The 17,360-nt window shown below is 69.6% G+C and carries 21 protein-coding genes and 1 tRNA gene; 13 read left to right on the forward strand and 9 right to left on the reverse strand.

All coding sequences use genetic code 11. The features are described from left to right. Positions 1 to 65 precede the first annotated feature (65 nt). Both ACOZ35_RS11815 and ACOZ35_RS11820 read left to right on the forward strand, forming a co-directional pair. Entirely contained in the window at positions 66 to 872 is an 807-nt protein-coding gene (locus ACOZ35_RS11815) for an N-acyl homoserine lactonase family protein (protein WP_424013776.1), read from the forward strand. Next, complete coding sequence (locus tag ACOZ35_RS11820) at positions 869 to 2,182, forward strand: hydroxyacid-oxoacid transhydrogenase (protein WP_424013777.1); 1,314 nt, start codon at positions 869 to 871, stop codon at positions 2,180 to 2,182. Before ACOZ35_RS11815 ends, ACOZ35_RS11820 begins: the two co-directional genes overlap by 4 nt. A gap of 17 nt (positions 2,183 to 2,199) precedes the next feature. Here ACOZ35_RS11820 and thrC read toward each other — a convergent pair whose 3' ends face one another. The 4 genes from thrC to ACOZ35_RS11840 form a co-directional block, all read right to left on the reverse strand. Next, positions 2,200 to 3,483 (reverse strand): threonine synthase, encoded by a 1,284-nt coding sequence (thrC, locus tag ACOZ35_RS11825; protein WP_424013778.1) that lies wholly within the window; start codon positions 3,481 to 3,483, stop codon positions 2,200 to 2,202. A 108-nt stretch (positions 3,484 to 3,591) separates the two neighbouring features. Continuing rightward, the gene (locus tag ACOZ35_RS11830) at positions 3,592 to 3,807 is read right to left on the reverse strand and encodes a DUF7569 family protein (protein WP_424013779.1); all 216 of its coding nucleotides are present in this window, start codon (positions 3,805 to 3,807) and stop codon (positions 3,592 to 3,594) included. A gap of 76 nt (positions 3,808 to 3,883) precedes the next feature. After that, positions 3,884 to 4,561: a uracil phosphoribosyltransferase gene (upp, locus tag ACOZ35_RS11835; RefSeq protein ID WP_424013780.1), complete on the reverse strand. Its 678-nt coding sequence runs from the start codon at positions 4,559 to 4,561 to the stop codon at positions 3,884 to 3,886. Positions 4,562 to 4,686: 125 nt separating this feature from the next. After that, on the reverse strand, positions 4,687 to 4,923 hold the full coding sequence (locus ACOZ35_RS11840; protein WP_424013781.1) for a hypothetical protein: 237 nt from the start codon (positions 4,921 to 4,923) through the stop codon (positions 4,687 to 4,689). Positions 4,924 to 5,017: 94 nt separating this feature from the next. Between ACOZ35_RS11840 and ACOZ35_RS11845 the strand changes: the two genes are divergently transcribed. Both ACOZ35_RS11845 and ACOZ35_RS11850 read left to right on the forward strand, forming a co-directional pair. Beyond that, on the forward strand, positions 5,018 to 5,332 hold the full coding sequence (locus tag ACOZ35_RS11845; RefSeq protein ID WP_424016063.1) for a hypothetical protein: 315 nt from the start codon (positions 5,018 to 5,020) through the stop codon (positions 5,330 to 5,332). A gap of 163 nt (positions 5,333 to 5,495) precedes the next feature. Continuing rightward, entirely contained in the window at positions 5,496 to 5,735 is a 240-nt protein-coding gene (locus ACOZ35_RS11850) for a hypothetical protein (RefSeq protein ID WP_424013782.1), read from the forward strand. 186 nt (positions 5,736 to 5,921) lie between these two features. Here the strand turns inward: ACOZ35_RS11850 and ACOZ35_RS11855 are convergent, their stop codons facing one another. Continuing rightward, complete coding sequence (locus ACOZ35_RS11855) at positions 5,922 to 7,271, reverse strand: CobW family GTP-binding protein (protein WP_424013783.1); 1,350 nt, start codon at positions 7,269 to 7,271, stop codon at positions 5,922 to 5,924. A gap of 126 nt (positions 7,272 to 7,397) precedes the next feature. Here ACOZ35_RS11855 and ACOZ35_RS11860 point away from each other — a divergent pair, with 126 nt between their 5' ends. The 4 genes from ACOZ35_RS11860 to ACOZ35_RS11875 all read left to right on the forward strand — a co-directional run bounded on the left by ACOZ35_RS11860 (position 7,398) and on the right by ACOZ35_RS11875 (position 11,114). Continuing rightward, entirely contained in the window at positions 7,398 to 7,598 is a 201-nt protein-coding gene (locus ACOZ35_RS11860) for a hypothetical protein (RefSeq protein ID WP_424013784.1), read from the forward strand. A 123-nt stretch (positions 7,599 to 7,721) separates the two neighbouring features. Next, on the forward strand, positions 7,722 to 8,018 hold the full coding sequence (locus ACOZ35_RS11865; protein WP_424013785.1) for a hypothetical protein: 297 nt from the start codon (positions 7,722 to 7,724) through the stop codon (positions 8,016 to 8,018). Positions 8,019 to 8,046: 28 nt separating this feature from the next. Beyond that, complete coding sequence (locus ACOZ35_RS11870) at positions 8,047 to 9,000, forward strand: ArsA family ATPase (RefSeq protein ID WP_424013786.1); 954 nt, start codon at positions 8,047 to 8,049, stop codon at positions 8,998 to 9,000. A 257-nt stretch (positions 9,001 to 9,257) separates the two neighbouring features. Continuing rightward, a complete protein-coding gene (locus ACOZ35_RS11875) occupies positions 9,258 to 11,114 on the forward strand; it encodes a carbon starvation CstA family protein (RefSeq protein WP_424013787.1) in 1,857 nt (618 codons plus the stop codon). Between the two features lie 61 nt (positions 11,115 to 11,175). Here the strand turns inward: ACOZ35_RS11875 and ACOZ35_RS11880 are convergent, their stop codons facing one another. Both ACOZ35_RS11880 and ACOZ35_RS11885 read right to left on the reverse strand, forming a co-directional pair. Continuing rightward, a complete protein-coding gene (locus tag ACOZ35_RS11880) occupies positions 11,176 to 11,847 on the reverse strand; it encodes a hypothetical protein (protein ID WP_424013788.1) in 672 nt (223 codons plus the stop codon). Further along, entirely contained in the window at positions 11,840 to 12,220 is a 381-nt protein-coding gene (locus ACOZ35_RS11885; RefSeq protein ID WP_424013789.1) for a cupin domain-containing protein, read from the reverse strand. Before ACOZ35_RS11885 ends, ACOZ35_RS11880 begins: the two co-directional genes overlap by 8 nt. Positions 12,221 to 12,399: 179 nt before the next feature. Here ACOZ35_RS11885 and ACOZ35_RS11890 point away from each other — a divergent pair, with 179 nt between their 5' ends. The 4 genes from ACOZ35_RS11890 to ACOZ35_RS11905 all read left to right on the forward strand — a co-directional run bounded on the left by ACOZ35_RS11890 (position 12,400) and on the right by ACOZ35_RS11905 (position 14,209). Further along, the gene (locus tag ACOZ35_RS11890) at positions 12,400 to 12,633 is read left to right on the forward strand and encodes a hypothetical protein (protein WP_424013790.1); all 234 of its coding nucleotides are present in this window, start codon (positions 12,400 to 12,402) and stop codon (positions 12,631 to 12,633) included. A gap of 102 nt (positions 12,634 to 12,735) precedes the next feature. After that, positions 12,736 to 13,422 carry a DUF5828 family protein gene (locus tag ACOZ35_RS11895; protein ID WP_424013791.1) on the forward strand — a complete coding sequence of 229 codons (687 nt, stop codon included), beginning with the start codon at positions 12,736 to 12,738 and terminating at the stop codon, positions 13,420 to 13,422. Between the two features lie 117 nt (positions 13,423 to 13,539). Further along, positions 13,540 to 13,779, forward strand: a complete 240-nt coding sequence (locus tag ACOZ35_RS11900; protein WP_424013792.1) for a hypothetical protein — start codon at positions 13,540 to 13,542, stop codon at positions 13,777 to 13,779. A gap of 55 nt (positions 13,780 to 13,834) precedes the next feature. Then, a complete protein-coding gene (locus ACOZ35_RS11905; protein WP_424013793.1) occupies positions 13,835 to 14,209 on the forward strand; it encodes a helix-turn-helix domain-containing protein in 375 nt (124 codons plus the stop codon). 22 nt (positions 14,210 to 14,231) lie between these two features. On the opposite strand, the gene ACOZ35_RS11910 is transcribed toward ACOZ35_RS11905, so the two are convergent. Together ACOZ35_RS11910 and ACOZ35_RS11915 are read right to left on the reverse strand one after the other, a co-directional pair. Continuing rightward, entirely contained in the window at positions 14,232 to 16,337 is a 2,106-nt protein-coding gene (locus ACOZ35_RS11910; RefSeq protein WP_424013794.1) for a S9 family peptidase, read from the reverse strand. A gap of 111 nt (positions 16,338 to 16,448) precedes the next feature. Further along, a complete protein-coding gene (locus ACOZ35_RS11915; protein WP_424013795.1) occupies positions 16,449 to 17,042 on the reverse strand; it encodes an IMP cyclohydrolase in 594 nt (197 codons plus the stop codon). Positions 17,043 to 17,227: 185 nt separating this feature from the next. Here ACOZ35_RS11915 and ACOZ35_RS11920 point away from each other — a divergent pair. After that, positions 17,228 to 17,300: transfer RNA gene (locus tag ACOZ35_RS11920), tRNA-Gln, on the forward strand. Positions 17,301 to 17,360: the final 60 nt, after the last annotated feature.

The following is a 17,360-nucleotide window of genomic DNA, read 5'->3' on the forward strand; positions in this document are numbered from 1 at the left end:
CATGGTCGGGTGCGACCCCGTCGCGCATACATGTTTATGAACGATTATGATGAATACCGAACGGTATGGTGGAAGCTGAAGTCCACGTCATCGACCGCGGCGGGCTGTACTGTGATATGAACTACATGATGGAGGCGAACACCATCGGGAGCCACGACGAGCCGAATCCCGACACCGAGTACGGGGAGATTCCGGTGTGGAACCTCGTCATCGACCACCCGGAGGGAACGATCCTCTGGGACACCGGATCGCACCACGACGCCGCCGACGGCCACTGGCCGGAGGGGCTCGTTCAGGCGTTCTACCCGCACGACGCGAGCGAGCATCGCCTCGACGACGACCTGGAGGCCGCGGGCTACTCGCTCGACGACATCGACGCGGTGTTCCAGAGCCACCTCCACCTCGACCACGCCGGCGGGCTGGAGTTCTTCGCGGGCACCGACACGCCCGTCTACGTCCACGAGGAGGAGCTGAAGTTCGCCTACTACAGCGCGAAGACCGACGAGGGGAGCGCCGCGTACGTCCTCGACGACTTCGACCACGACCTGAACTGGCGGGTCCTCCACCGCGACCGCGAGGAGCACTTCACCGACCTGGAGTTCGTCCGCTTCCCCGGCCACACGCCCGGGCTCACCGGCTCCGTGATCCACCTCGACTCCGAGGGCACGGTCGTGTTCACCGGCGATCAGGTGTACATGGACGAGAACTACGAGGCGGGGACGCCCCTCGGCGGCCCCCTCGTGTGGGGGAAAACCGAGTGGGCCGAGAGCATGAGCCGGATCCGCGAGCTGGAGCGCCGCCACGACGCCGAGGTCGTGTTCGGGCACGATCCCGAGCAGTTCGAGGCGATCCAACCGGGGTGGGGGGTGTGAGCTACGAGCGCTCCGTCTCCGCCGAGCCGCACGAGCTCTCCCCCGAGACGGTCTGGGAGGTCCGGATGCCGGCGGTCCGCGTCGGCGCGGGCGCGGCCGACGAGCTCGGCTACCAGCTCGGGCAGCTCGGGCTCTCCGGCGACGAGCGCGGGCTGATCGTCACCGACTCGGACCTCGTCTCGCTCGGCCACGTCGACCGCGTCGCAGACGAGCTGGCGGCGGACGGCCTCGACGTCGACGTGTACGACGGCGTCGAGCGCGAACCGAGCGTCGAGGCGGTCGGGGAGTGTATCTCGTTCGTCCGCGAGGAGATGGGCGACGACGGGTACGACTTCTACCTCGGGCTGGGCGGCGGCAGCTGCATGGACACCGCGAAGGCGACCCGGGCCGTCATCGCGAACGGCGGCGACGTGCTCGACTACGTGGCCGCGCCGACGGGCGCGGGCGAGGACCTCACCGAGTCCGGCGCGCCGCTGATCCTCCTCCCGACGACCGCGGGCACGGGGTCGGAGATCTCGCCGGTCGCGATCCTCTCGGTGCCGGAAAAGAACATCAAGGAGGGGATCTCCAGCCCGCACGTCCGCGCCGACGCCGCGGTGCTCGACCCGACGCTCACCACGACGCTGCCGCCGGACCTCACGGCGAAGACCGCGATGGACGCGCTCGGCCACGCGATCGAGGGGTACACCACCCATCGGTACGACGACCTGCTCCGTCCCGAGGACCCGGCCGACCGGCCGGTGTACGCCGGCCGCACCGGCTTCACGGAGATGTTCAGCGAGAAGGCGATCGACCTGCTCTCCTCGAACGTCCGGCGCGTCGTCAACAACGGCGACGACATCGAGGCGCGCGGCGCGATGCTGAAGGGCGCCCTGTTCGGCGCGATCGCCGGGCTCACCGCCGGCGCGAGCCTCGCGCACGCGATGGCGTACCCCGTCGGCAACAACTACCACACGTACCACGGGGAGACCATCGCGGCGCTCACGCCCGCGAGCACCCTCGGCTACAACGTCGCCAGCGACCCGCCGCGGTTCGCGAAGGTGGCAGAGATGCTCGGCGCCGACACCTCGGGGATGAGCACCCGCGAGGCCGCCGACGAGGCCCGCGAGGAGTTCGTGCGGCTCCAGCAAGATCTCAACGTGCTCCCGAGCGGGCTCAACGAACTCGCGGGGATCACCGACGACGACGTCGGCGCGCTCGCCGAGAGCACTGTGGAGAGCCAGCAGCGACTGCTCCGGTGTAACCCGCGACCCGTGACGACGGAGGACGTCGAGGAGGTCTTCCGGGACGCGCTGTACAACTGGGAGTAGCGTGCGCGAACGGCCGATCAGTCGCGTAGGTGGTCGACAACCGCGTCGACGTCGTTCGGGACCGGCTCGGGGTCGCCGCCGGCCTCGTAGGCGGCGTCGGGATCCTTTAAAAGGTGCCCCGTCGTGAGGCAGACGACCTGCTCGTCGTCGTCGACGACGCCCGAACGCCGGAGCTTCTTGAGGCCCGCGAGACTCGCGGCGGAGGCGGGCTCGACGCCGACGCCCTCGCTGGCGAGGTGGCGCTGCGCGGCGGTGATCTCCGCGTCGCTCACGGCGACCGCGGTGCCGCCCGTGTTCCGGATTCCGGGGATCGCCTTCGGCGCGTTGACGGGGTTACCGATGCGGATCGCGGTCGCGCGCGTCTCGACCTCCTCCCAGCGACGGACCTTGTCGTTGCCCTCCTCGATCGCCTCGACCATCGGCGCCGCACCCTCGGCCTGGACGCCGGTGAGCTTCGGGACCTCGTCGACGTCGAGCGCGCCCGACTGGACGAGCTCGCGGAACCCCTTATAAAGCGCGGAGGTGTTCCCCGCGTTGCCGACGGGGAGGACGATCCGGTCCGGAAACGCGCCGTAGTCGGCGTGGAACTCCTCGAGGATCTCGAAGCCGATCGTCTTCTGGCCCTCCAGCCGGAACGGGTTCAGCGAGTTCAGCAGGTACGCCTCGCCGCGCGCGGCCAGCTCTTGGACGATGTCGAGGCAGGCGTCGAAGTTGCCGTCGACCTCGAGAATGCGGGCGCCGTGGAGGCTCGCCTGCGCGACCTTCCCGGCGGCGACCTTCCCCGCCGGGAGGAGCACGAGCGTCTGCATGTTCCCGCGGCCGCCGTAGGCCGCGAGCGCGGCCGAGGTGTTCCCCGTCGAGGCGCACGCGAGCGCGCCGACGCCGAGCTCCTTGGCGACCCGGACGCCGACCGTCATCCCGCGGTCCTTGAACGAGCCGGTGGGGTTCATCCCCTCGTGTTTGATCCGAAGCGTGTCGACGCCCACCGACTCCTCGATGCGCGGGACGCGGTGCAGCGGCGTGTCGCCCTCGGGGAGAGTGACGCCTAAGTCGAAGGGGAGCCCCTCGCGGTAGCGCCAGACGCCGCGCTCGGGGCCGTCGGAGGGTGCGCCCGCGCCGAACTCGTCGAACGTCGGCGGGTCGTCGTACCGCACTTCGAGCAGGCCGTCGCACTCGTCGCAGGTGTATCGGACGTCCTCGAAGGGGGCGAACGTCTCGTCGCACTCGATGCAGGCGAGCCACGTCCCGTCGGCGGCGCAGTCAGGCGCCGCCGGGGCCGGGGCGTCGATGGCGAGATCCATTACGTCGAGGTCCGTTCCGCCGCGGCTTAAGACGGGCGGTCGGAACGGACGTTGCCGGCCGGAACGAAGCTGTTCGGTCGTCGCCGGCCGGAACGAAGCGGTTCGGTCTCAGTCGACGATGATCTCCGAGGTGTCGTCGCCCTCGTCCCCGCCGGAGCCGAGGCGGTCCTGGTAGCGCTGGATCCAGTCGGCAAAGCAGTCGGGGCAGAGCCGTTGGGTGTCGATGTTCGCCCGATCGACGCTCAGCCGGACGGTGCGCGAGAGCGCGTCCGTCGTGGGGTCGCCGCAGGCGTCGCAGGGCTCGGTCGTCGGCGCGTCGCTCATGTCGTACCGGTCGCGGCGCCGGCTCTTAAAAGTACGTCGGCGAGTCCGGGGCGGCGGCGGGGGCGGCAGCGCCGGTTCAGACGGTCCGGAACGCCCGGTCGCCGGCGTCGCCGAGGCCGGGAACAATGAACCCGTCGTCGTCGAGGTGGTCGTCGATGGCGACCGTCAGCAGGTCCGCCTCGGGGACGGCCTCGCTCACGCGGACGAGGCCGGCGGGCGCGGAGACCGCGGAGAGCACGAACAGGTCCTCGAAGTCGTCGGCCTCGTCGAGAACGTGGTCGAGGACGGCGACCATCGTCGACCCCGTCGCGAGCATCGGATCGGCGACGATGACGGTGTCCTCCGGCCGGATCTCGGGGAGCTTCACGTAGTCGATGGTGATCGGGAACTCGCCGTCGGCGGTCATTCCGGCCTCCTCGTCGCGGCCGGCGGAGATGACGCCCTGCTTCGCGCGCGGGAACGCCTTCAGGAGCCCCTCGACGAACGGGGTCGCGGCGCGGAGGACGTTGATGATCACCACGTCGTCGAGCCCCTTCACGCGCTCGCCGGTCGTCTCCGCGAGGGGGGTCTCGACGGGGACGTACTCCGTCTCCATCGCGCCGTCGATGATCTCGTAGCCGCAGATTCGGCCGAGCTTCACGAGCCCCTTCCGGAACGCCACCTGCTCCGTCTCGACGTCGCGCAGCCGCGAGAGGGTGTCCGTCGCCAGCGCGTGCGTGATGAGGTACGCGTCGTCGCGGTCTTCGATCGTCATTGTCGGGAGACTGGCCGCGTTCGGCTTAAAAGATGGCGAAAATCGCCGGTTCGAGGAGCGCGCCGGCGCGGAAGCGGGCGACGCGTGAGGGTGGCGACGCGTGAGCGTCGAGCACGCCGCCGCGGTCACCGCAGCACGACGACGTACGTCAGCGCGAAGATGACGAGCGCGAGGGAGGCGACGTTCGTCGCGGTGACCTCGGCGACGTCGAGCAGCTGGAGCCCCCAGAACGCGGTCCACGCGAACATCCCCGAGAGGACGGCGTTCAGGAGCAACACCACCCGCGGATCGCCCTCCGACCCCTCGACGCCCTCGCGGATCCCGTCGCGCTCCTCCGCCGTTTCCCGCTGGTCGTCGGTCATACGCCTACGCCGGGCGGAGCATCACTTAGCTCTTCGCCACGACGCCCGCGACGTTTTGTTCGTGCGGACCGTATCGGCCCCCACGCCGATCGAGATGCGTGTTCACAACAAGCACGGGAACCGGATCGACCCCGTTCCCTTCCTCGTCACCGTCGGGCTCGCGTTCATGGTCGCGTTCTCCTTCGGCCCGATATACGGGCTCGCGTACGGGTTCGCGCTGCGGGCGGCGCTGGCGCTGTCGGGGGCGGCGTTCGCCGGCGCAACGGCGGTCGCGTACCGGCAGTTGGTCCGGGGCGCGCCCGCGCTCGACGCGGGCCCCCTCCCGCCCGGACCCCGCGTCGAGCGGCTGTTCTACGCGGCGATCGGACTGGGCGTCGTGCTGGCCGCGCTCACGCTCCCGCTGCTTTGACGCCGATCGGATCCCCTCGCCGCGTAGCCACGCCGCCGCGCCGCCCCGCCGCCACGCCGCTGCGCCACCGCGCCACCGCGCCACCGCGCCGCCGATCCACGCTAATGCGTCACAATCGCACAGCAGCCGGGAGGTAATAGAGCGTGACGACGTGGACGAGCGTATGGGCGTCTTTGACAAGCTATCGAGCGCGCTGACGGGACCGACGCGGAGCGCGCCGGAAGTCGCCGGCGACGACGGTTCCGAGGGGTCGTACTGGTGCGACGACTGCGGCGTGCGGGTCCGCGACGTCGCCGTCGACGACGAGGGGCTCGACCGCGACGACGAGGGGGTGCCGGCGTGTCCGGACTGCGGCGACTCCATGCGGTTCGAGCGCGCGAGCGGCCCGGGCTGTGCTTGCTGAGCGCGAACGCCTCGGTTTAATACTGATCAGGGCTCGCGGAGCACAGTCACATCGCCCACCGATCGATCAGGGCTCGCGGAGCACAGTCACATCGCCCACCGATCGATCAGGGCTCGCGGAGCACAGTCACATCGCCCACCGATCGATCAGGGCTCGCGGAGCACAGTCACATCGCCCACCGATCGATCAGGGCTCGCGGAGCACAGTCACATCGCCCTGATCGGTCGGAAACGGCGCGGGATCGGCGTCGGCGGGGTCGTCGCCGACGCCCGGGTCACCGAGCGCCGCGAGCTCCTCGTCGGTCAGGAGCGCGTCGTCGAGCCGGTCGACGAGCGCGGCCTCGTCGACCCCCGTGCCGATGACGACGAACTCGGTGCGGCGGTCGCCGTGGTCCTCGTCCCACTCCAAGTCCGGGCGGTTCGAGCGCAGCATGTCGCGCTCGACCGACGGGAGGCTCGCGATCCACGGCCCGAGCGCCTCAACGCGGACCGACCGCCCGGCCTGCCCGACCTGCTGGCGCTGGTCGGTGCCGGCTACCCACAGCGTCCCCTTCGACCGGACGACGTCGTCGGGGAGGTCCCGGAGGACGGCGGCGAGCCGGTCCGGGTGGAACGGTCGCCGACGGCGGTAGGTGAAGGAAGTGACGCCGTACACCTCGTCGGGGTGACGATGGTCGTGGGCGTGACCCTCGTCGTGTTCGTGCCCGTCGTGGGCGTGGTCGCCGTCCCCGCCGTGCCCGTGGTCACCGTCGCCATCGTGCCCGTGGTCGTCTCCCGAGTCGGCTTCGGCTAGCGCGCGCTTCCACCCCGGCAAGTCGCCGAGCTCGCCCGCGTCGAACAGCCCGACATCGAGGATCCGGTCCGGGTCGACCGCGGAGAACTCCGCGACGATCGTCTCCGCGTCCGGCTGGAGCGCACCGACGAGGTCGATCGCCTCGTCCATCTCCGCGTCGGTACAGAGGTCCGCCTTGTTACAGACGACGAGGTTCGACACCTCGACCTGCTCGACGAGAAGGTCCGAGAGCGGGCGGTCGGCGTCGGCCTCGTCGCTCTCGTCCCCAATCTCGTCGCCGGTCACCGCGTCCGGGTCGACGCGTCGCGCCGGTGTCTCGTCGCCGGCGAACGCGTCGAGGAACTGCCGCGTGTCGATCACGGTCACCAGCGCGTCGACGCGGTACCGGGCGGCCGCGCGCGACTCGGTCGTGAACAGCCGCGCGACCGGCGCCGGCTCGGAGATCCCCGACGACTCGACGACCAAGGCGTCGAAGGAGCGCTCGTTCGCGAGCCGCACCACGGCGCTTTCGAGGTCGTCTTGCAGCTCACAGCAGATACAGCCGTTCGACAGCTCCGTGACGCCCTCGACGTCGACCTCGGACTCCTCCGCGATCAGGTCTGCGTCGACGTTCACGTCGCCCATGTCGTTGACGAGGACCGCGATGTCGCGGTCGCCGGCGTTCCGGAGCAGGTGATTCAAAAGGGTCGTCTTGCCGGCGCCGAGGCTTCCCGAGAGCACGGTCACCGGGATGCGGTCGTCCATACGATCGGATCGGCCACGACGCTCTTGAACCCCCGGGCGGGGCGCAGGAGCGACCGGGCGCCGAGGACCCGCCGCGGGGCGATCCGAGCCGATACGTTGATAGGCAGGGGTCGTCGAACTCGCGGTATGGTTCTGTCCGCCTCCGCCGTGTCGTTCGTCAGCGTCGCGGTGACCGTGCTGATGGTCGCCGCGATGCTGTATCTCGTCTGGGGAGCGCTCGGCAACGACATCCACACGCCGAGCCCCGACACCGAGGACCGACCGGAACTGGACGACGACGAGTCCGACGAGGGGTCGAGCGAACTCACGGACGGGAACACCGCCTGACGCCTCGCGCTTCAAGGACGAATCCGCACCGCGGACGAATACCGCGGACCGCAAACCGTGGACGGCGACCGCGGCGCTCCGGCCGCGACAGGTTTTAACGCGGGAAGAGTATCATGAGAGATGATGACAGTAGCCGACCGGATCGAGAGGTTTCGGGCCGCGCTGGAGGAGTGGCTCCGGGGCCTGTACCACGGGATGATCACGCACCCGGCCTACGAGAAGATCGAGAAGGAGGCCGAGGACACCGAAGACGAGTTCATGCTCGCGTGTTTCCCGGACGCGTTCGGGATCCCCTCGCCGGTGTCATACTACACCGCGGAGCTGCTCCCGTACCTCGAAGACGAGTTCGAGGCGTGGGAGCGGCGGCTGTGGGACCGCGAGACGCTGATCGAGCGGAAGGGCCAGCAGTACCACTTCTGATGACGGGACGACACCTATCCCGCGACTGATGGAGCAGTTCGTCTTCTTCGGCGGCAAGGGCGGCGTCGGAAAGACCACCGTCTCGTGTGCGTACGCCCACCGCTGCGCGCGCGACGGGGTGCGAACGCTGGTCGTCTCCACCGACCCGGCCCACTCCGTGTCGGACGTGTTCGACCAGCAGTTCGGCGACGAGCCGGAATCCGTCGACGGCGTCGACGGGCTGGACGCGATGGAGATCGACCCCGAAGACGAGATGCAGCGGCATCTCGACGAGATCCGCGAGGCGCTCTCGGAGCAGGTGTCGGCGGCGATGGTCTCGGAGATCAACCGCCAGCTGGAGATGTCCCACGGAACGCCCGGCGCGTACGAGTCGGCGCTGTTCGACGCGTTCGTCGACGTGATGCGGACGGAGAGCGAGCCGTACGACCGCGTCGTCTTCGACACCGCGCCCACGGGCTCGACGCTCCGACTGCTCGGGCTCCCGGAGTTCCTCGGGGACTGGATCGACCGCCTGCTGTACAAGCGCAAGCAGTCTATCGACCTGTTCGAGAAGGCCGCGGTCGGAAATATGGAGCCCCGGCGCCTGATGGAGGGCGATCCCGTGATCGAGCGGCTCCAGCGGCGCAAGGAGTTCTTCGAGTACGCCGGCGAGACGATGCGGTCGGACGCCGCCTTCTTCCTCGTGTTCAACCCCGACCAGCTCTCTGTCAACGAGACGGCGCGGGCGATCGAGGGGTTCACCGAGCGCGACCTGCGAGTCCGCGGACTGGTGGCGAACAAGCTCACGCCCTCGCCCGACGAGGAGGAGGAAGGACGCGGCGCGCGCTACCTCCGCGAGAAGGTCGAGACCGAGCGCGAGCGACTCGCCCAGGTCCGCGAGGGGTTCGACCCGCCGCTCGTCGCCGAGATCGAGTCGCGCACGACAGAGGTCCGCGGAGACGTGCTCGCCGACGTCGCCGCCTCCCTCGACGTGGAGCCGTGACGCGCGGAACGCGGGCGGCGCGCCGGTCTCGCCCACGCTGACGGCAGAGCGTTTCCACCGGACCGAACCGAGAGACGCGGGACGCGCGCGAGGTCGATCGGCGCGCCGATAGCACGAATTTTACCAGAAGGTCAGAGAAAAAAACCGGATTTCGGCGGCGACCTCGGCGCGACCGGCAGATATTGTCGTGGACCATCATGAACGAAAGTAACGTTTAAGTTGAACATAGTGAACCGATACCACGAGGGAGGGAACCAATGACAAGTGTAATTTGGATCGTCGTTGCCGTGCTCGGCACGTTCACCGTGGGGTACATGGGGTACTCGCGGTACCTCTCGCAGTTCGTCGAACTCGACGACGAGCGAGAGACGCCGGCACACAAGTACGAAGACGGACAGGAGTACGTACCGTCGAAGAAGCCGGTACTACTGGGGCATCACTTCTCGAGCATCGCGGGCGGCGCACCGATCGTCGGCCCGATCACGGCGGGAGCGATCTGGGGATGGGTCCCCGCGCTGCTGTGGGTCGCCATCGGGAACCCGCTGATGGGCGCGGTCCACGACTTCATTTCGCTGTCGAGTTCGATCCGCCACGAGGGGCGCTCGATCGGCTACATCGTCGGGCAGTACGTCGGTGAACGTGGCAAGAACCTGCTGCTGTGGTTCGCGTTCCTCACGATCATCCTCGTCGTCGCCGTGTTCGCGCTGGTCGTCGGGATCGTGTTGAACGCGTTCCCGTCGGCGGCGACCGCGAGCTTCGTGTACATCGGGCTCGCGGTCGTGTTCGGCGTGTACCTCTACCAGCTCGACGGACCGTTTATTCCCGGGACCGTCGTGTTCGTCGCCGGCGTGTTCGCCGGCGTCTGGGTCGGCATCCAGTATCCGTTTGCGTTCTTCCAGCTGGCGGGCGACGCCTCCCACGCCGCGGGCACGTTCGTCCTCTTCGAGGGGAGCACGGGCTCGTGGGTTCCCGGCGCGGGCGCGCTCGGCGGCAACACGGCCGCGTGGGTGCCCGTCATCCTGATATACGCGGTGATCGCCAGCGCGCTCCCGGTCTGGACGCTGCTCCAGCCGCGCGACTACCTGTCGTCGTTCCTGCTGTACGCGGGCGTGGGCGGCGCGCTGATTGCGATCATCGTCGGCACGGTGCTCGGAACGTCCTCGCAGCCGCTCGTCGTCGACAGCAGTATCCAGCCGTTCCAGGGGTTCATGGGGGTCGACAGCCGGGCGCCGTACCCGCTGTTCCCCATGCTGTTCGTGACGATCGCCTGCGGGACGATCAGCGGCTTCCACTCGCTCGTCTCCTCGGGGACGACGGCCAAGCAGCTGAACAAGGAAAGCGACGCTCGGCTCATCGGCTACGGCGGCATGCTCGGTGAGGGCCTGCTCGCCGCGACGGCGCTGTCCGCGCTCGCCATCGCCGGGTTCGCGTCCGACGCCGCGGCCGGCGGTATCGGCGGCGCGCTGCCGAACTTCGCGACCGGCGGCGGGATCATCCTCACGAGCCTGAACATCCCCACCGCGTACGGCGCTCCCTTCATGGCGCTGGTGCTCGTGAGCTTCCTGCTCACCTCCACGGACACGGCCGCGCGGCTCGGCCGCTACATGATGGAGGAGATCGTCGGAACGAAAGGGACCCAGAGCGAGACCGGCTTCGCCGGCGGCATCGGCTCGTTCGCCCGCGGCCGGTACACGAACCCAGTCATTCAGGGGCTTATCGCGTACGCGCTGGTCATCTCCGGCGAGTGGGCGACCCTGTGGGCGCTGTTCGGGAGCGCGAACCAGCTGCTCGCCGCGCTCGCGCTGCTCACCGGAACGGTCTGGCTCGCCAACTGGGACGAGACGAAACAGCTCGTCAGCACTGGCGTGCCGATGGCGATCATGGTCGTCATCACCGTGATCGCCCTGGCGTTCCTGGCGGGGTATCAGTGGTTCTTCGTCAACCTCGTTCAGGGCGGCGTCACCGGCATCGGTGGCCAGATATCGATGGTCGTCCGCATCGTGCTCGCGGCGGTCCTCGTCTACCTCGCGCTGTCGCTCGTGCGCATCGGCTACGGCAACATCACGAGCGTCCGCGGCGGCGACCGCCCCGCGGCGGAACCGAGCGACGACTGACGCCGGCGGCTGTCCCCGCCTCCGGACCGTCTCCGCGTATTTTTTCGGTGCGCTCCGACCGTTACCGCCAGAACCGCTTCGCGAGCCGCGAGAAGAGCCCCTCGTCCGGCTCCGCGACCGCCTCCCACAGGCGGAACGCGCCGGCGACGTCCGCGACCTCGCTCGCGACCAGCTCCTCGTCGTCGGGCGCGACGACGATCAGGTTCACTTCGTAGTGGCCGTAGTAGCCGAACTTCAGGAGCGTTCGGTCGCGGAACCCGTCGACGAACTCGGCGACCGCGTCCGGGACGCGGTCCGCGACGAGCGCGATAGTGACGTCCGTCCCGTAGTGCTCCTCGTCGCCCTCGACGCGGTCGTCGGCCACCGCGTGGGCGAACTCCACGAGCCGTTCGAGCTCGGCGACCGACGGGGTCGAGACGCGCCGAGCGAACAGGAACTCCATCATGTCGTGGTCTGCGTAGCTCAGCGCCGGGTGGAGGAACTGCTTCTGGTTGCGTACCCGCATCTCCGCGGTCAGCTCGAACCGCTCGCCGTCGACGACGACGTCGCGGTCGAGGTCGTAGCTGTACATCAGCCGGTCGGAGACCCGGTCGAGGTACTCGTCGTCGTAGTCGGGGACGGCCTCGCGGATCTCGGCCGGCAGTTCCTCGGGGTCACGGCGGTCGTCGCCCTCCGCCGAGGTCGACGCGGCCTCGCGCGTCTCGTCGTCGCTCCCCTCGGCCGCGTCACTCATCGTCCGGATCGTAGGCGACCGCGTCGCCGTCGGCCGGCGGCGCGCCGATCGCGAGTACAGTAACGGGCCCGTCGGCATCCGCCGGGTTGTACGCGCGCTGCGGGCTCTCGGGGTCGACGACGAACAGGTCGTCCGCGGGCACCTCGTAGGTCTCCTCGGGCGTCTCCACCGAGAGGGTGCCTTCGAGCACGTAGAACGCCTCCTGTTGGGTCTCGTGGTAGTGGTACGCGAGCGGGAGCTGCTCGCCCGGCGCGGCGCGGAACCGGTTGATCGCCGCGGCGTCGAGGCCGCCCGGCTCGGAGAGCTTCCGGCACTCGCACGGTCGGTCCGGCTCCGGGTCGACCGAGTCGACGTCGACGACGCGGTATCCCATGTGAACTAATTCCACAGAGCGATTGAAAAGCTCGTCGGGCCGGGGCGAGTCGATACCGAGCCGACATCGGGCCGGCGTCGGCCGGTTCCGATGGCGGCGGCGACGGCGAAGAAGACGGCGTAGCGACGCCGAGGCCGGGGTTTAAGTTTGTCGGACACGATCATTTGGTAGAGATACCCATGTCCGACGAAGAGATCCAAGCGGAGGCGTGCGGACGGTGTTCGATGTCGACCGTCGTGGGCGCCGTGAGCGGGGACCAAGACTCGGAGGAGCGCGCCGAGCGCGACCCGTTCGCCGGCGAGCGAATCGAGGTCGACGAGTCGTCGTTCCGACAGATCTCGCCGGGCGGGTTCCTCAGCGACCTCAAGGACCGGGTCGACGAGCTCGGCCGCCGGCTCTCCTACGGGAAGTAGCACACGCAGGCTCGGACATCCCGGTCCCGTTCGCTCGACCGACGCTCGCTCACGCGCGGTCGGGGAGACTTATACGCGTTCGTGTCGTAACGGGAGCAAGCGATGGAAGAGAGCATCTCCGGCTTCAAGGTGCGCGGCGACTGGGGCGACGTCGTCGAACACGGCGAGCGGATTGCCTTAGCGCTCCGGGAGGTCGGCGTCGACGGCGACGCCTACTACGAGTTCGACGAGTGGCGTCCGAAGACCCACGAGCGCATCGACGAGGACGTCTCGGAGAAGACCGCGGCGCAGGCCTCCGTCGACGAGGGGAAAGGCGAGCGCGCGGGGCAGTCGCCGGGCGACGACCTCCAGACGGCCGGCGAGAAACTCACGGAGTCCTACGAGAAGGTCGAGGAGAACGACACGGAGAGCGCCCGCGAGCGCTGGGGCGAGTCGATCGAGCACGTCGCCCGCGCCGCCGACTCGGCGAGCCGGAAGGCGCTCCGGAAGGTGGAGGACGCCGTCTACCGGAACGTGATGACCCAGATGGCGCCGTACTACTTCGACAACGAGCTCGTCAGCGCCAACATCCAGGAGGTCGCCCGCGCCGAGGACGGCGAGACGTTCGTCTTCGAGGTGAACGTCAACGACGACGAGCTGAAAGGTGAGGTGTCGGACGTCCTCGGCGAGTACGAGTCCGAGATCGACCGCTGGCACGTCGAGACCGAGAAGCGGACCGACGACGTCGCGGCCGCCGAGGGCGTCGAGCCGCCGGCCGAGGAGGGTGGGCCGGACTCGACGACGACGTGAGAGCGGGCGCGAGCCTCGCCGACTCCGCCCGGCGCACCGCCCGCGCCGACGGCGCGGCCGCTACAATCGCCGAGACACATCGGTCGTCTTTAACTCGCCCACCGTCGAATCGCACCCATGAGCGAGGTACTCCGAGTCGAGGCGGGCGAGCTGTCCGTCGACGAACTCATCGACGCGCTCAACGACGGCCGGCGGATCCTCGTCGACGTCGAGGTCGCCGGCGCCAACCACGAGGTCGCCCTCCGCTACGACGGGGAGACGTACCACTGCGACACGCCGACGAACCTCCATCGGCACGCGGACGAGTCGGGAATGCGGGGCTGTATCGACCAGATGGGGTACGCCGCCGAGGAGTGACCGCGTCGAGCGGGGATGACGGAGGTTTAACACCGCCGCGCGCGGATCGACGGCCATGAGCGATCCCGAAATCGAGGACCTCGTCGGCGACACCTCTCCCTCTTTCGAGCACGTCCTCTCCTGCGTCTTCGGCGTACGCGACCACGAGAGCCGGGCGTACCTCGAACTGCTCGACTACCCGGGCAGCACCGTCTCGGAGCTCGCCGACGCGCTCGACCGCGATCGGTCGAACGTGAACCGGTCGCTGTCGACCCTGCGAGAAAAGGGGTTGGTCGAGCGCCGCCGCCGGTTGCTCGACTCCGGCGGCTACGTCTACCAGTACACCGCAATCCCGGTTCCCGAGGCCAAGCGCCGCCTCCACGACGCCCTCGACGAGTGGGTGACGGACGTCCACGACGCCATCGACGCGTTCGAGCCCGACGAGCGCTGAGCCCGTTTCGCGGGGCGAGGCCCTACTCCTCGGCCTCGTCCGACTCCTCACCCGCGGTCAGCCCGTCGTCCTCGTCGCGGTCGAGCGCGCGGTCGGCGTCGTGGTGGTCGGAGTAGCCGTCGAACCAGCGGACGATCCGCTCGATGCGGTCGACGATGTGCGCCGGCTCCCCGGACCGAGAGAGCTCGTGGCCCTCGCGCGGGTACCTGACGAACCGCGTGTCGACGCCGTTCTTACGCAGGATCCGGTGGTACAGCTCCGCCGTACAGATCGGCGTCCGCGTGTCGTCCTCCGAGTGGATCAGGAGAGTCGGCGTGTCGACCGCGTCGGCGTGGCCGGTCGGCGACTGCTCCCAGAGCCACTCGGGCTCGTCGGACGGCACCGTGTCGAAGTCGCCCTCGACGAGCTTGTAGGCCGCATCCGTCGAGCCGTAGAAGCCGGTGAGGTCGTAGACGCCGCGCTGGGAGACGGCCGCCCGGAAGTAGTCCGTCTGGCCGACGATCCACGAGGTCATGAAGCCGCCGAAGGAGCCGCCGGTGACGAACGCGTTCGACGCGTCGATCTCCGGGCGGTCGGCGACGGTCTCGACGCCCGCCATCACGTCGCGGGTGGTGACCGCGCCCCAGTCGCGCTCGATAGCTTGTATGAACTCCTCGCCGTAGCCCGTCGAGCCGCGCGGGTTCGACCAGAAGACGGCGTAGCCGCGGGCGGCGAGCGTCTGGAACTCGTGCCACATCGTCCCGGACGTCGACCACATCGCGTGCGGCCCGCCGTGGATCTCGACCGCGAGCGGGTACGGCTCGTCGGCATCAGTAGCTGATTCCGGCGGCGTCAGCAGCCACCCCTGAATCTCGACGCCGTCGGACTCGAAGCGGAACTCCTCGGGCTCGCCGATCGCCCGCTCGTCGAGGTAGTCCGCGTTCAGCTCGGTCAGCCGGGTCGTCTCGTCGGCCGCGGCGTCGTGGGCGAACGCGTCGCCCGGGTGGTCCCACTCGCTGGCGGCGAACGCGACGATGACCGACTCGGGGCCCGCGCCGGCCTCGCCGCCGACCGTCGCGGCGGAGACGGTACCGGGCCGAAGCAGGCGTTCGGGCTCGGCGCTCCCGTCGGCGGGGACGTGCCACAGCGCCGTCTTCCCCTCGTCGGGCGTCGCGAAGTACAGCGTCTCGTCGTCCGGGCCCCACTGCGGCGTCGTCCCGCGGCCGAGGCCGCGGTCGAGGTCGCCGGTGAGGTCGGTGACAGCTCCCGATTCCGCGTCGAGGACGCGGAGGTCGGTCGGCTGCATCGACACCTGGTCCGGCTCCGCGTGCGTGAAGGCGACGCGACCGTCGGTGGTCGCCGCGAGGTCGGCACCCCAGCCGGTCGTGGTGTGGACGCGCTCGGCCTCGCCGGACGCGAAGTCGTGAGCGCGGATCGCGATCTCCACGGAGTCGTCGGGGTCGTCGCCGACCGCCTCGGTGTAGTACAGCGTGTCGGCGTCGCCCCACGACGGCGCGGCGAAGTCGGCGTCGCGGTCCGTTACTCGGGTGACGGCCCCGGACTCGGCCGGATCGGGATCGGTGACGCCGCCCACGGTCGCGTCCGCGTCGACGACGTACACGCCGGGGCGCCGGCCGTCGAAGTAGCGCTCGGCGGCGCGGTAGACGGTCCGGTCGATGACGCGCGGGTCGGGATGGTCCTCGGGCTCGTACTCGTCCGGCACCGCGAGGTCGCGGTCGGCCTCGTGGTCGTCGGCGGTCACCGACTGGACGAACGCGATCCGCTCGCCGTCGGGCGACCACGCGACCTGTGAGACGCCGCCGACCACATCGGTGACGCGACGGGCCTCGCCGCCGTCGAGCGGGAGGACCCACAGCTGCTGACGGTCGTCGGCGGCGCCCCGAGTGGAGGTGAAGGCGAGCCGGTCACCGGAGGGGCTCCAGCGCGGTTCGGCGTCAGAGCCCTCCGGGAGGGTGAGCCGGCGCGGCTCGTCCTCGCCCGTGGCGTCGACGACGTACACCGTCGTCTCGTAGCTGTCGTCGTCGTTCGGCTGTCGGCGCACGAAGGCGACGCGGTCGCCGTCCGGCGAGATCCGGGGGTCGGACGGGACCGCGACGTCGTGGTAGTCGGCGGCGGTGACGCGCTCCATGCGCGTCAGTCGGACGGGGGAGCCAAAAGGCGTCGGGAGCCGGAAAGGAGGGCGGCGGTTCCGCGCCCCGCGGCCACCGTACCGGACGGCCTCCCGCGAAACCGCGACCGGTCAGTCCTCGCCGTTGTCGAACGCGAGCGAGACGCCGTCGTCGTTGACGGTCGCGCCCGCGGCGCAGACCGGGTGTTCGAGGTCGGCGCCCAGCAGTTCGGTCGCGGCGGACTGGGCGTCGGTCGCGGTCAGGTCGTACGGCTCCGGCGAGTCCGTCTCGTAGGTCGCGACGACGGTGGGCTCGTCGACGGCTTCGACAAGCAGCGCGTCGCGGCGGACGACGCCGATCGTCGCCTCCTCCGCGTCAACGACGCCGGCGACGCGGGGCGTGTCGTAGTCGTCCTTCTCGTAGTCGAGCGCGAGCAGCGCCGACGCGAGCGCGTCGCGGGCGGGGTAGCCGCGCTCCAGCTTCTCCGCGATCGGGTCGACATGCGAGCCGTTGCCGAGGGCCGCCAGCGGCTCCCCGGCCGGCGTCTCGACCGCTCGCGCGCAGTTGTACGAGACGTACGGGTTGTCGGTGTCCGGCGCGTCCGGGGTCGGGCCGACGGTGAGCGTCTCGCCGCGGTCGGTGATGCGGCGGTTCGGGAACGAGCGCGAGGAGACGCGGTAGCCACCGATCCCGGGCGCGACGACGACGAATCGTCCGACGTACATACAGCTTCGTGCGGATTGGGTCGAGTAAAACGCGTCGATGTACCCACGAACGCGATCCGTAGGTGGTGCGAGGCGTCCGGCGACCCCGCGACGCGGAGACCGTCGTCCGCGGGAGCGTCAACCGATCGCACGGCGGCCGCAACGCGCAACGCTTACAAAGACGTACTGGCTACCAATAAGTGCGCAGTCCATTGGGGTAGTGGCCAATCCTGTTGCCTTCTGGGGGCAACGACCCTGGTTCGAATCCAGGATGGACTACTTCTCTCGCGTCTCGCTTCGACTGGAACGGAGCGGCGTCCCCGTCCCGCGGTTTCCAGT

This window comes from Halorubrum xinjiangense, from assembly GCF_049604745.1.
Classification (GTDB): domain Archaea; phylum Halobacteriota; class Halobacteria; order Halobacteriales; family Haloferacaceae; genus Halorubrum; species Halorubrum xinjiangense_A.

What these genes read in the sequence shown, in the direction of transcription:
- ACOZ35_RS11815 (WP_424013776.1), top strand. Translation starts at nt 66, where the DNA reads ATGGTGGAAGCTGAAGTCCACGTCATCGACCGCGGCGGGCTGTACTGT.
- thrC (WP_424013778.1), bottom strand. Translation starts at nt 3,483, where the DNA reads ATGGATCTCGCCATCGACGCCCCGGCCCCGGCGGCGCCTGACTGCGCC.
- ACOZ35_RS11830 (WP_424013779.1), bottom strand. Translation starts at nt 3,807, where the DNA reads ATGAGCGACGCGCCGACGACCGAGCCCTGCGACGCCTGCGGCGACCCC.
- upp (WP_424013780.1), bottom strand. Translation starts at nt 4,561, where the DNA reads ATGACGATCGAAGACCGCGACGACGCGTACCTCATCACGCACGCGCTG.
- ACOZ35_RS11840 (WP_424013781.1), bottom strand. Translation starts at nt 4,923, where the DNA reads ATGACCGACGACCAGCGGGAAACGGCGGAGGAGCGCGACGGGATCCGC.
- ACOZ35_RS11845 (WP_424016063.1), top strand. Translation starts at nt 5,018, where the DNA reads ATGCGTGTTCACAACAAGCACGGGAACCGGATCGACCCCGTTCCCTTC.
- ACOZ35_RS11850 (WP_424013782.1), top strand. Translation starts at nt 5,496, where the DNA reads ATGGGCGTCTTTGACAAGCTATCGAGCGCGCTGACGGGACCGACGCGG.
- ACOZ35_RS11855 (WP_424013783.1), bottom strand. Translation starts at nt 7,271, where the DNA reads ATGGACGACCGCATCCCGGTGACCGTGCTCTCGGGAAGCCTCGGCGCC.
- ACOZ35_RS11860 (WP_424013784.1), top strand. Translation starts at nt 7,398, where the DNA reads ATGGTTCTGTCCGCCTCCGCCGTGTCGTTCGTCAGCGTCGCGGTGACC.
- ACOZ35_RS11865 (WP_424013785.1), top strand. Translation starts at nt 7,722, where the DNA reads ATGACAGTAGCCGACCGGATCGAGAGGTTTCGGGCCGCGCTGGAGGAG.
- ACOZ35_RS11870 (WP_424013786.1), top strand. Translation starts at nt 8,047, where the DNA reads ATGGAGCAGTTCGTCTTCTTCGGCGGCAAGGGCGGCGTCGGAAAGACC.
- ACOZ35_RS11875 (WP_424013787.1), top strand. Translation starts at nt 9,258, where the DNA reads ATGACAAGTGTAATTTGGATCGTCGTTGCCGTGCTCGGCACGTTCACC.
- ACOZ35_RS11880 (WP_424013788.1), bottom strand. Translation starts at nt 11,847, where the DNA reads ATGAGTGACGCGGCCGAGGGGAGCGACGACGAGACGCGCGAGGCCGCG.
- ACOZ35_RS11885 (WP_424013789.1), bottom strand. Translation starts at nt 12,220, where the DNA reads ATGGGATACCGCGTCGTCGACGTCGACTCGGTCGACCCGGAGCCGGAC.
- ACOZ35_RS11890 (WP_424013790.1), top strand. Translation starts at nt 12,400, where the DNA reads ATGTCCGACGAAGAGATCCAAGCGGAGGCGTGCGGACGGTGTTCGATG.
- ACOZ35_RS11895 (WP_424013791.1), top strand. Translation starts at nt 12,736, where the DNA reads ATGGAAGAGAGCATCTCCGGCTTCAAGGTGCGCGGCGACTGGGGCGAC.
- ACOZ35_RS11900 (WP_424013792.1), top strand. Translation starts at nt 13,540, where the DNA reads ATGAGCGAGGTACTCCGAGTCGAGGCGGGCGAGCTGTCCGTCGACGAA.
- ACOZ35_RS11905 (WP_424013793.1), top strand. Translation starts at nt 13,835, where the DNA reads ATGAGCGATCCCGAAATCGAGGACCTCGTCGGCGACACCTCTCCCTCT.
- ACOZ35_RS11910 (WP_424013794.1), bottom strand. Translation starts at nt 16,337, where the DNA reads ATGGAGCGCGTCACCGCCGCCGACTACCACGACGTCGCGGTCCCGTCC.
- ACOZ35_RS11915 (WP_424013795.1), bottom strand. Translation starts at nt 17,042, where the DNA reads ATGTACGTCGGACGATTCGTCGTCGTCGCGCCCGGGATCGGTGGCTAC.